This window comes from Campylobacter sp., assembly GCF_017646085.1.
In the GTDB taxonomy this organism is placed as follows: Bacteria; Campylobacterota; Campylobacteria; order Campylobacterales; family Campylobacteraceae; genus Campylobacter.
Map to the genome: position 1 here is coordinate 1 of NZ_JAGCNF010000070.1, position 11695 is coordinate 11695.

An 11695-nucleotide genomic window follows, 5' to 3' on the forward strand; every position below is an offset into this window, starting at 1 on the left:
AAATATCCCTATAATTTCAGCTGCTATGGATACTGTTACTGAGCATAGAACCGCAATTATGATGGCAAGACTTGGCGGTATTGGCGTAATTCATAAAAATATGGATTTAGAATCTCAAGTAAAAGAGGTCAAAAAGGTTAAAAAAAGCGAAAGTGGCGTTATTATGGATCCAATTTCTATTACTGCTGAAGCTAGTATTAAAGATGCCTTAGAATTAATGAGTGATTATAGAATCTCAGGCGTTCCAGTAGTTGATAGCAATGATATATTAATTGGAATTTTAACCAATCGTGATTTAAGATTTGAAAATGACTATAGCAAAAAAGTTAGTGAAGTAATGACAAAAACTCCATTAATTACAGCACCATCAGGATGCACTTTAGATGATGCACAAAAGATATTTTCAACAAACAAAGTAGAAAAACTACCAATTGTAGATGCTAATGGCAAACTTGAAGGATTAATCACTATCAAAGATCTTAAAAAACGCAAAGAGTATCCAAATGCTAATAAGGATAAATTTGGTCGCCTTAGAGTTGCTGCAGCAATTGGTGTTGGTCAAATAGATAGAGCTAAAGCTTTAGCTGAGGCTGGTGTAGATGCTTTGGTAATGGATTCAGCTCATGGTCATAGCAAGGGAATTATTGATACTCTAAAAGAGATTAAATCTCAAATAACTGGAGTAGATATCATAGTAGGCAATGTAGCAAATCCTAAAGCCGTGGTTGATTTAATCAAAGCCGGAGCCGATGGTGTAAAAGTAGGTATTGGCCCAGGATCTATATGTACTACTAGAATTGTAGCTGGCGTAGGCGTGCCACAGATTACAGCTATTAGTGATTGTGCTGAGGCTGCTAAGGAATTTAATGTACCAATCATAGCTGATGGCGGTATTAAATATAGTGGCGATTTTGCAAAAGCATTAGCAGCAGGTGCTAGCTGTATAATGGTAGGAAGCTTGCTTGCAGGGTGCGATGAGAGTCCAGGTGAGCTAGTAACATTCCAAGGTCGTCAATATAAGAGTTATAGAGGTATGGGAAGTATCGGTGCAATGACTAGAGGAAGTAGTGATAGATATTTCCAAGAAGGAACAGCTCAAGATAAGTTAGTACCAGAAGGCATTGAAGGTCGTGTACCATATGCTGGCACAATTCGTGATGTGATTCATCAATTAATTGGAGGACTTAGAAGTTCGATGGGATACTGCGGTAGTCAAGATATCAAGACTTTCCAAGATAAGGCCGAGTTTGTAGAGATTACAAGTGCAGGATTAAAAGAGAGTCACGCCCATGATGTTATAATAACTCAAGAAGCGCCAAATTATAGAGTTAATTAGTGGAAATTTATAGCGCTGTAGAACATTTTGATGAGCCTTTGCACTTAGAGAGTGGGCGGATTTTAAGCGAATTTGACTTAGCTTATGAGTGCTATGGCAAACTAAATGAAGATAAGAGTAATACTGTAGTTGTATGTCATGCACTTACTGGTTCAGCTCACGCTGCTGGAATTTATCCAGGCGATAGAAAAGCTGGCTGGTGGGATGCTATAATAGGTGATGGCAAGGCAATTGATACTACTAAATATTTTGTAATTTGTGTAAATATTTTAGGAAGTTCATTTGGCTCTACTAATCCTTTAAGTATCGAGCCAAGCACTCAAAAAGAGTATAGACTTCGCTTTCCAGTTCTTGTAATTAGTGATGTTGTTAGAGCGCAAATGAGATTATTTAATAGGCTTGGTATTAAAGAGGCGCATGCAGTAGTAGGCGGTAGTCTTGGAGGAATGCAAGCACTCTGTTTTGCTATAGAGTTTCCAAATTTTGCCAAAAGAGTTGTAATGCTAGCTACTACATATGCTACTAAGGCGTGGGCAATTGCATTTAATAAAATCGCTATTGAAGGTATAGTAAGAGATCCAAATTTCAAAGGCGGTTACTACGATAAAGATGATATAGAAGCAAATGGCTTAACAGGTATGGCGCTTGGCAGAATGGCTGGACATATTAGCTTTCTTAGCCCTAGTACAATGGATAAGAAATTTGGTAGAAAATATGTAGAGACAGATGGTCTTTATGAGCTTTTAGGGCGATTTGAAGTAGATAGATATATGGAGTATAATGGTAATAATTTCCCAAAAAGATTTGATCCATTATCATATCTATATGTCGTAAAGATGATGAATAATTTTGATTGTACCAGACATTATGGCTCTCTTCATGAGGCTTTGATGCTTACTAAAGCTAAATTAACCCTTATTGCATTTAGTGGGGATATTTTATTTCCACCAAATTTGATGCTTGAGATTTATGATGCTTTAGTCCAGATAGGTCAAGGCGATAGAAGTGAGTATATATGCATTGATAGCGATTATGGACATGATGCATTCTTAGTTGAGATAGAAAAGATTGAAGATTATATTAAAAAGGCATTAAATGAGTGAGAGTTTTGAAAATAAGATAGATAAAATTGAAAAACTTTTAGAGAGTTTAAATAATGAGAATTTAGCGCTTAGTGATAGTATAAAACTATATAAAGATGGATTAAAGCTAGTTAATGAGGCTAGAGATATGCTAGAAAATGCTAAGCTAGAAATCACTCAAATAGGAGAAGATAGTGAGTAAGGTAGCAGCTTTACAGTTGCATACTTTGGCTATGAGCGATTCAAGAATCGATCATTATTTAAATTTAGCAGCTAAGGGTGGCGCTAGCGTAGTAGTGCTTGGCGAGTATGTGATAAATTCATTTTTTAATGAGATTATTAAAATGCCAAAATCTATGATAAAGCAGCAAAGCGAACAAAAACGAACTAGTTTATCAATGATGGCAAGTAAATATAATCTGACAATTATCGCTCCACTTTTACAAGTTAAAGGTAAAGAGTGTAGAAAAGTTGTAGCTAAATTTAGCCCACAAAGTACAAAGTATGAAGAGCAAAATATATTAATTGATTACTCACATTGGAATGAAGCTAAGTTTTATTCTAAAAAAGATAGCTTTGGTGTTATGAGTTTTAGCGTTGATAAGATTAAATTTGGAGTTGTTTTTGGGTTTGAGGCGCATTTTGATCGAATTTGGGCTGAAATTGTAGCTAAAAAGGTTGATTGTGTGCTATTACCAAGCGCTTGTACTCTAAATTCTAATGAGCGATGGAATGAGCTTTTAAAGATGAGAGCGCTTACAAATAATATATATATCGTTCGTGTAAATCGTCTTGGCAAAACTAAATTTGGCGAGGTTGAGAGTGAGTTTTATGGGCAAACTATGCTTATAAATCCTCACGGGGAGATTGAGACTAGTCTAGATTCAAATGAGGGAATACTAATGTGCGATATAGATAAAAAGCTAATCTTGCAAGCTCGCTCAATATGGAAATTTCGCCAAAAAGCTGAAGCATTACTAGGATAAATATATGAAAAAAGTTCATTTTATAGGTATTGGCGGGATTGGTATCTCAGCTATTGCTAGATTTTTAAAAGAGCGTAATTTTATAATTAGTGGTTCAGATATTGCTGATAGTGCAATTACTAAAGAGCTTAGAGCTAATGGAATGAAGATTACTGTACCTCATTGTAAAAGCGCTATTGAAGATCCTGATTTTGTCGTATATAGCGCAGCTATTAAAAGTGATAATGTAGAGCTTATAGAGGCTAGAGAGCGTGGAATTGAGTGCCTCTCACGCAAGGAGGCTTTGCCATTTATTTTAGAAGGCAAAAGAGTATTTGCAGTAGCTGGAGCGCATGGTAAAAGTACTACTTCAGCTATGCTTGCAGCTTTGATGGAAGGTAGTGCTATAATTGGTGCTATAAGCAAAGAATTTGGCTCAAATATGAAATATGAAACTAGCGAAAATTTAATATTTGAAGCTGATGAGAGCGATAGTAGCTTTTTAAACTCAAATCCATTTTTAGCTATTGTAACAAATGCTGAGCCTGAACATATGGAGCATTATGATAATGATATAGATAAATTTCATGCTGCTTATAAAGGGTTTTTAGAAAGGGCTAAGATTCGTATTATTAATGCTGAAGATGAGTTTTTAAGTACTATTAAGATGGATTGTATTCGCCTTGAAAGGGGTGATATAACTAATATGCAAATGGTTCTTAGAAATTATGAGCCATATACAAGTTTTCATCTTAAAGGGCTTGGTAAATTCGAAGCTTGGGGTATGGGGGAGCATATAGCAATTGATGCTAGCCTTGCGATATTAGCAGCAAATTCTATGATGGGACTTGAAGAAGTTAGGGAAAATCTTAAGAAATTTAAAGGGATAAAAAAGCGATTTGATATTTTAGTTGCTAATGAGAAATTTGCTCTAATTGATGATTATGGTCACCATCCTACTGAGATTAAAGCTACTCTAAAAAGTGCTAAAGAGTATGCAAGACTGCTTGGGCTTGAGAGTATTACAGCGATATTTCAGCCACATAGATATTCACGATTGATAGCAAATTTAGATGGGTTTAAAGAGTGCTTTAAAGATGTAGACGAGCTTGTAGTTTTACCAGTATATGCAGCCGGAGAAGAGCCAAATGGCGTAGATTTAAAGAGTGAATTTAAAGGCGCTTTGTTCGCTGAGAGTATTAAACGAAATGGCGATAGTATTGAATTTTTTGATAATTTTGGTGTTAAACATAGCCTAACTAGTGGCCTTGTGATCGGCTTTGGTGCTGGAGATATCAGCTATCAGCTAAGGGGCGAGAGATGAGAATTGTGCTATTTTTAGTTTTAGCAGTTGTAGTCCTAATAGTACTAGCTATATCTAGCCAAAGGCTAAATTGGCGCTCAAAGCTCTCTATTCTTGCGGTGTGCGTTGTATTATTTGTAACTGGATTTTTATATAATGTAGATGATGAGCGACGCAGCAACGATATCCAAGTGCTTTTGACTGAATTTAATACCAAAGATAGTATAAATTGTGGTGATTTAAATATTAGTAAAAAGAGTTATAATTATGAATTTGGTACGCAAAGTTTTGTTGCTAAAGATAAAAGCGGTATCATAATACCGATTCAAAAATGTCTAAAGGAGAATTGATGTCAATTTTATTTGAACCAATTAAGATTGGAAATTATACAATACCAAACCGTATAGCAATGCCGCCAATGTGCGTTTATAAGGCTAGAGATTTTGGTGGATTACCTCGTTGTTTTCATAGATTACACTATCCGGCTAGATCGCTTGGTGGGGTTGGATTTATAATAGTAGAGGCTACAGCAGTATCTCCCGAGGGCTGTATAACCAAAAATGATCTAGGCCTATGGAGTGATAATCAAATAGAAGCACACACTAAGCTAAATTACGAGATTAAAAAATATACTTGCAAAACTACAGCTGTGCAGCTAGGCCACGCTGGTGCTAAAGGAACTTGCCCTGATATAGTAAGCCCAAGTGGTATATGCTTTAGTTTAGAGTATGACCACCCAAAAGAGTTAAATGTCCAAGAGATATATGAGATTGTAACTAAATTTAAAGAAGCAGCCATTAGAGCAAAAGCTGCTGATTATGATATAGTAGAGATTCACGCAGCTCACGGATATTTAATTAGCGAGTTTTTAAGCCCACTGACAAATAAAAGAAATGATGATTTTGGTGGAAGTATTGAAAATAGAATGAGGCTTTTAAGCTTGATATGTCAAGAGGTTGGCTCTATAATTCCATTTGGCGTGCGTATTAGTGCTGATGATTGGGAAGAGGGCGGTAATACCATATAAGATAGCAAGATTATAGCGAAAAAATGCGCCGATCTTGGTGCGTGCTATATCAGCGTTTCAGCAGGTGGCGTAGTATCAAAGCCAAGCCTAGTTCCAGAGCTTAAGCCTATGTATCAAGCAGATTATGCAAAAGCTATTAAAGAGGTGGTAAATATACCAGTTATTGGAGTGGGATTAATCACTACTAAAGAGCAGGGCGAGCAGATGATAGAGGGTGGATACTGTGATATAGTAGCATATGGTAGAGAGCTTTTAAGAAATCCAAATTTTGCCCTATATGCAGCTGCAAGCGAGGGCAAAAACGAGCTTATAGACTTCTCATATCAAAGAGCATTTTAAATTCAATTTTGTCAAATTTTTTTAAATTTGACAAAATTCTTATTTTAAACAATACAAAAAGGAAAATAATGGAAAAAGAAAACTACTTAATAAACGATATAAAAGAGCATTTTGAGACTTTAATGAATGCTAGAAGTTTGGCAGTTAGCAATGATAAAAGAGTTTTGGAATTCTTGCTTGAGATTTCAAATTTTAAAGATGAGTATAAGGATAGATTTTTTACTCAAATTTGCGGAGCTTTAATCTTTAAAAAAGATGAATTTTTAAATTTCTTGGATTTAAAGTTGCTAAGCGATAGCTATACAAGCTTTTCAAATAAAATCGGTCTTGGTACTGCTGAAAAGAGATTTTTAAAAAATGATCAAAATGTAGTTCTAAATTTTCCTTTTAAAGATTGTGTATTAAAAGGCGGCCAAAGTAAAGATGATGATAAAAGCACGGAGCTATTTTTTAATAACATCTTAGCTAAAAGTCAGATTGATATGCTTTTTTCTCCAAAAGTTTTAGATAGATTTGAGCTTGTAGGGGGGGGCAGAACGATACTTTAGAAAAAGTGCTTAAAAATAGGCCAAATTTACTCATAAAAGGCAATAACCTAATAGCCCTACACACTCTAAAAGAGTATTTTAGACACGCACCACAACAAGATAAAGTAAAACTCATCTACATAGACCCACCATATAATACTGGCAATGATAGCTTTAATTATAACGATAGATTTAATCACAGCACCTGGCTAACCTTTATGAAAAATCGCCTAGAAATTGCAAGAGAGCTTTTGCGTGATGATGGCGTAATATTTGTCCAATGCGATGATAACGAGCAAGCCTATTTAAAAGTGCTAATGGATGAGATTTTTGGTAGGGAGAATTTTGTGAATTGTGTAGCTGTTAAAATGAGCGAAACAAGCGGTGTCAAAATGGCTCATATTGATAAAAAATTACCAAAGCTCAAAGAATATATTTTATTATTTAAAAAACAAAATATAACTTTAAGACCGCAAAAGATAAATAAAATTTCAAATATCGATGATTTTAAAGAATACGCAAAATATTATTCAAATATTATATTAAATCCGACTGAGAGTATTGAAAAATGGGAAATATGTTCGATTAAAAAATTTTTAGAACAAAATAATATGAATTTAACAGATGATGAAATATTAAATTTCAAACTAGAAAACGCTGATAGAGTTATATATAGGACTAACAACAAAACTTTTGATAAATATAATTTTGATACAAAAACACGAGAAATAATAAGCCCACAAGGAAAAAAATATATTTGGTGGGAAGGCAAACAAATGTTGTTTTTAAGCGATTATATCGAAGAATACATAGGTGATTTATGGAGTGATATTAGCACTATAAATTTAAATAAAGAGGGTTGCGTAGATTTTAAAAATGCCAAAAAACCAGAACAATTACTATACAGAATTCTAGATATGACTACAAACGAAAACGACTTAGTTTTAGATTTTTTCGCTGGTAGTGGGACGACATTAGCAGTTGCTCACAAGATGAAAAGACGCTATATAGGTATCGAGCAGATGGATTATATAGAATCCATCACCAAAGAGAGATTAAAAAAGGTAATTGAAGGCGAACAAGGCGGAATTAGCAAAGCTGTAAGCTGGAGTGGTGGTGGAAGCTTGATATATTGCGAGTTAGCAAATTTAAATGCTAAATTTATAGATATGATAGAAAACTCTAGCGATGAAAATGAGCTAAATCAAATTTATGAAAAATTAATTAAATTTGCCTTTATTGATTATAGAGTAGATATACAAAATGATCTAAAAGATTTAGAATTTACAGCTTTAGAATTTATAGAGAAAAAAAGAATCCTAAAAAAATGCCTAGATAGAAATATGGACTATATCCCTTATGCTGATATGGAAGATAGTGATTATAAGATAGATGAGAGAACTAAAAAGCTAAATGATATTTTCTATAAAGGTAGCAGTGATGAGTAGAGTACAGTTAAATGAAGAGCTAGAAAATGCATTAAAATATGCAGATATAGAAATTCCATCTTATATAAAAGATAATTTAAATAAAGAGTTAAGAGAATATCAAATTCAAGCCTTAAAAAGATTCTTGCTACAAAGAAAAAAGCCAAGCACAAACCATCTAATGTTTAATATGGCTACAGGAAGTGGTAAGACTCTTGTAATGGCAGCTTTAATGCTTGATTGCTATAAAAATGGATATAGAAATTTTATCTTTTTTGTAAATTCAACATCAATAGTAGAAAAGACAAAGGCAAATTTTTGCGATAGTAGCTCATCAAAATATCTATTTGCCAGTGAGATAAATATAGATGGGATAAGGGTTGCAGTAAGGTCTATTGATAATTTTAATGAGAGTGATGAAAATAGTATAAATATATATTTTAGCACTATTCAAGGGCTGTTTTCTCTATTTAAAGATGAGAAGGAAAATTCTCTAACGCTTGAGGATTTACAAAACTATAAAATAGTATTTTTAGCCGATGAGGCTCATCACCTAAATAGCGAAACTAAAAGAAAATTAAATAAAAGCGAAGAAGAAGATAAAGAAAACTGGGAAAGTATTATGAAAAAGGCCTTTAAAAGCCATGATGATAATCTAATGCTAGAATTTACTGCTACCTTGCCTAATGAAAGAAGTGTATTAGAAAAATATGAAGATAAGATTATCTATAAATATGCATTAGAAGAGTTTTGTAAAAATGGGTATTCTAAGAGAATTTTTCTAGTAAAATATGATGATACAGAACTAAAGGCTAGATTTATTGGGGCGTGTTTATTAAGTAGTTATAGGGAGCTTTTAGCAAGGGAGAATAATATAGAGTTAAAGCCAGTTGTGCTATTTAAAAGTGAAAATATAAAGCTTTCAAATGAGAATCAAAAGCTATTTAATGAGATATTACAAGAGCTAAATAGTGATGATATCATTGAATTTTATAATAATGTAGATAAAAGCGATGAGCTTTTTAAATATAGTATAGATTTTTTCAAAAGCAATTTTAAAGAGAGTTATGCAAGTATTTTGGTAGAACATATCAAAATAGCATTTAAAGATATTTATCAACTAAATGCAAATGATGAAAAAGAGATTAAAGATTATCAAATAAAACTAAATACTCTAGAAGATAAAGAAAATACAATAAGGGTTATTTTTGCAGTTGATAAGCTAAATGAGGGCTGGGATGTGCTAAATCTCTTTGATATAGTGCGTTTAGGCTCAGCAACAGCTAAAAGTACAGCTAGAACAACTACAAAAGAGGCGCAACTAATAGGCCGTGGTGCTAGATATTTTCCATTTGGCCAAGGTAAAGAAAAATATAAGCGTAAATATGATGGTAAATTTAATGAATTATCTATGCTAGAAAGGCTTAGCTATCACGCTTTAAACGATGTAGAATACATAAGAAATATAAGAAATGAATTAAGAGTGCAAGGTTCATTACTAGATGATAATATAGACATTTTAGAATTAAAACCTAGCAAAAAAGCTAAAGAGATTATAAAAAATAATGAAATTTATTATGTAAGTAATGAAAAAAGAATATTAGGCAAAAAGTCTCTTTTTAGTAATGAAAATATTCAAAGAAAATTAGAAAAATTAGAGATACCATATATCGGACATAGTATAAGTAATATTGAAGAAAAATTTGATGATGAAAATAGTAAAAATAGTAATTTTATATGTTGCTATGAGATAGGTGAAAATATAGGATATAATATATTTGCTAAGGCTATGAATATATTAAAAATCGATATAAATAAAATCAAAATTTACAATAAAGATATTTTAAGTAAAAGGGAATTTTATGATAAAGTTATATCGTTTTTGAATTTGAAATTTAATAGAAAACAAACATTTAAAGACCCAGCAATTAAGCTAGAGATTGCTAAATATATATTAACGCATTATAAAGATGCATTAGATAAAGAGATTAAAGATTTTGAAGTTAGCGAATTTAAAGTTAAAAAATTAGAGAATACAGGCAGTAGAAAAGTTGTCAAAAATATTGTTAATAAAGATAATAAATCAGTTTTTGACGGGGTAGAAGATAGCCCTTATGAATGGCTATATTACGATAAGTATTCCACAGATAGTGAGCTAGAGAGAGAATTTTTAGCATTTATAGATGCAAACAAGGAGCGAATAGATAGTAAATTTAGCCAATGGATAGTTATACGCAATGAAGGCTTTGAGGAGTTTAAAATTTATGATAATAGAAAAACAAAAAGTAGCTATGGAGATGGTTTTGAGCCAGATTTTATACTCTTTGGAAAACCAAAAGATAGTGAAAATTTAACGTATTTATCATCAGAAATAATATTAGAAAGTAAAGGTTCTCATATATATGATATTGATAAATGGAAAGAAGATTTAATAGTTGATGAGGTAAATAAAAAAATATTTACAATAGATAACAATGATACTAAAAAAGGGCTAAATATCTATGCTTTACCTTTTTTCTTTGGTGATAAATATGATAAAAATGATAATAATAAAAAATTTAAAGATCAATTTTATAATTTTTTTAAAATTAACGATTAAGTGAAATTAAATTTTATATTTATAATTTGTATATATTTTATTTACTTATTGTTATGGGGGGGGGTACAATGTTCATCTAACTTAAATATCATTAGGAGTATAGATGAAAAAAATTGTAATTAGCGTAATGGTTGTAGCTACTTTGTTTTCTACATCACTGATGGCTCAATCAGAGAAAAAAGAGGACTCAAAAGTAGATAAAATCGTTGATAAAATGAGCGATAAGGTAGTTGATAAAAGTTCAGATATGATAGATAAAGTCTCTGATAAACTACTAGATAGTTTATTTAATTAATTTTACAAATAGACTTTTTAGTCTATTTATCTCTATATTTAAAAATCCTAGATAAATTACTTCAAGTTTAAATTTGTTTTAAATGCAAGCTCCCTAAGAAGAAACTCTTAGGGAGTGTATAATTATTTCACAGTAGCTAATTTGCGTCTCATATATGCGATTTTGCTTTGTAGTGGTAAGTGTTTAGGGCAGTTATCTTCACAGCCTAAAAGACTCATACAACCAAATACCCCATTATCATCGCCTACTAATTCATAGAAATCTTCATCTGTTCTATTATCTAGTGGGTCGACTTTAAATCTAGCTACACGGTTTAGACCTACAGCACCGATAAAATCAGGTCTCATAAGAGCAGTACCACAACTTGCTACACAGATACCGCACTCTATACATCTATCAAGCTCAAATGTCTCTTGAGCTGCATCTGGATCTACTTTTTCTTCCATTTTGCTAATATCTGTAGTATGATTTGAGTGAATCCAGCTCTCAACTCTTTTACTCATATCATTCATCCAGTTACCTGTATCAACGCTTAAGTCTTTAAGTAGTTTAAACGCAGGTAGTGGCATAAGCTCGATAACACCACTTGGATAATCTTTTGTTAGAGTTCTACAAGCTAGTTGCGGGCGACCATTTACAACCATACCGCAACTACCACATATACCAGCACGACATACAAAGTCAAAGCTAAGACCTGGATCGAATTTTTCGCGAATTTGATTTAACGCGATAAAAAGAGTCATACCATCTGTCTCTTCTAGTTCATACTTTGCAAAGTGAGGTTTGCTTACTTTG

At 32.6% G+C, this 11695-nt stretch carries 9 protein-coding genes and 2 pseudogenes; 10 read left to right on the forward strand and 1 reads right to left on the reverse strand.

The genetic code is table 11. The features are described from left to right. The 10 genes and pseudogenes from guaB to J6V67_RS03790 form a co-directional block, all read left to right on the forward strand. A partial coding sequence (gene guaB, locus J6V67_RS03745) for an IMP dehydrogenase (protein WP_291858957.1) occupies positions 1-1336 on the forward strand: 1336 nt, incomplete at its 5' end. Beyond that, a complete protein-coding gene (locus J6V67_RS03750; protein WP_291858959.1) occupies positions 1336-2439 on the forward strand; it encodes a homoserine O-acetyltransferase in 1104 nt (367 codons plus the stop codon). The genes guaB and J6V67_RS03750, both read left to right, overlap by 1 nt. Continuing rightward, complete coding sequence (xseB, locus tag J6V67_RS03755) at positions 2432-2620, forward strand: exodeoxyribonuclease VII small subunit (RefSeq protein ID WP_086226468.1); 189 nt, start codon at positions 2432-2434, stop codon at positions 2618-2620. Before J6V67_RS03750 ends, xseB begins: the two co-directional genes overlap by 8 nt. Beyond that, positions 2613-3404 (forward strand): carbon-nitrogen hydrolase family protein, encoded by a 792-nt coding sequence (locus J6V67_RS03760; RefSeq protein WP_291858964.1) that lies wholly within the window; start codon positions 2613-2615, stop codon positions 3402-3404. The genes xseB and J6V67_RS03760 overlap by 8 nt, the downstream gene beginning before the upstream one ends. A 4-nt stretch (positions 3405-3408) precedes the next feature. Next, positions 3409-4707 carry a UDP-N-acetylmuramate--L-alanine ligase gene (murC, locus tag J6V67_RS03765; protein WP_291858968.1) on the forward strand — a complete coding sequence of 433 codons (1299 nt, stop codon included), beginning with the start codon at positions 3409-3411 and terminating at the stop codon, positions 4705-4707. Then, positions 4704-5036, forward strand: coding sequence for a hypothetical protein (locus J6V67_RS03770; RefSeq protein ID WP_291858971.1), 333 nt, complete (start codon positions 4704-4706; stop codon positions 5034-5036). Before murC ends, J6V67_RS03770 begins: the two co-directional genes overlap by 4 nt. After that, positions 5036-6052, forward strand: a pseudogene (locus J6V67_RS03775) (NADH:flavin oxidoreductase/NADH oxidase). The gene J6V67_RS03770 and the pseudogene J6V67_RS03775 overlap by 1 nt, the downstream one beginning before the upstream one ends. A gap of 68 nt (positions 6053-6120) precedes the next feature. Then, positions 6121-8027: pseudogene (locus tag J6V67_RS03780) on the forward strand (DNA methyltransferase). After that, positions 8020-10605, forward strand: coding sequence for a DEAD/DEAH box helicase family protein (locus J6V67_RS03785; protein ID WP_291858974.1), 2586 nt, complete (start codon positions 8020-8022; stop codon positions 10603-10605). The pseudogene J6V67_RS03780 and the gene J6V67_RS03785 overlap by 8 nt, the downstream one beginning before the upstream one ends. A gap of 103 nt (positions 10606-10708) precedes the next feature. Further along, a complete protein-coding gene (locus tag J6V67_RS03790) occupies positions 10709-10900 on the forward strand; it encodes a hypothetical protein (protein ID WP_291858977.1) in 192 nt (63 codons plus the stop codon). A 122-nt stretch (positions 10901-11022) separates the two neighbouring features. Here the strand turns inward: J6V67_RS03790 and J6V67_RS03795 are convergent. Beyond that, positions 11023-11695 (reverse strand): fumarate reductase iron-sulfur subunit (locus J6V67_RS03795; RefSeq protein WP_291858979.1); only part of this gene is annotated, 673 nt, incomplete at its 5' end.